Here is a 506-nt window from a genome sequence, read left to right on the forward strand (position 1 = left end):
CACGACGCTCTTCCGATTTATTGCGAACCTTGTTTTACTTAGACTTAAAGCTAGCCATCAAGCGCCCTCTAGTTGTGATTTACGATTTTGTAACATTTTGTGAGATGATTTTAAACGCCTGGTTCAAACGTTTCATTTCTTCTTCACTTCCACGAGTATCTGGATGATAGAGTTTTGAAAGTTGTCGATAGCGGAGTTTCACTGCTTGGTTATCAGGAATGGTTTGTGGTGTGTAACCAAACATCGCGCAGGCAACCGCAACTTTATGATTGTCGGATTGGCTGCGAGTCTTTTTAAACTCTTTGAATACTTTCTCCAACTGACGCTTCAATTGTTTATTCGTGAACTCTAACTCTTTTACTTTTGCATTAAGTTGCTGAGTTTGGTTTGCCTCTTGGGAAGACAGTGGGGCCAAGGCTCGTTGTTGTTTCCTTAGAGTTACCCATCCACCGAAGCCTGCTAGAGCGATCACCAATCCACCAATAGCCAACCACATAATCGTGCCA

At 42.7% G+C, this 506-nt stretch carries 1 protein-coding gene; it reads right to left on the reverse strand.

The window, feature by feature from the left end; all coding sequences use genetic code 11:
• Positions 1–79: 79 nt before the first annotated feature.
• The coding region (locus R7040_RS30305; RefSeq protein ID WP_318098172.1) for a J domain-containing protein at positions 80–506 on the reverse strand (427 nt) is incomplete at its 5' end.

It is taken from the genome of Vibrio sp. 1069 (assembly GCF_033340555.1).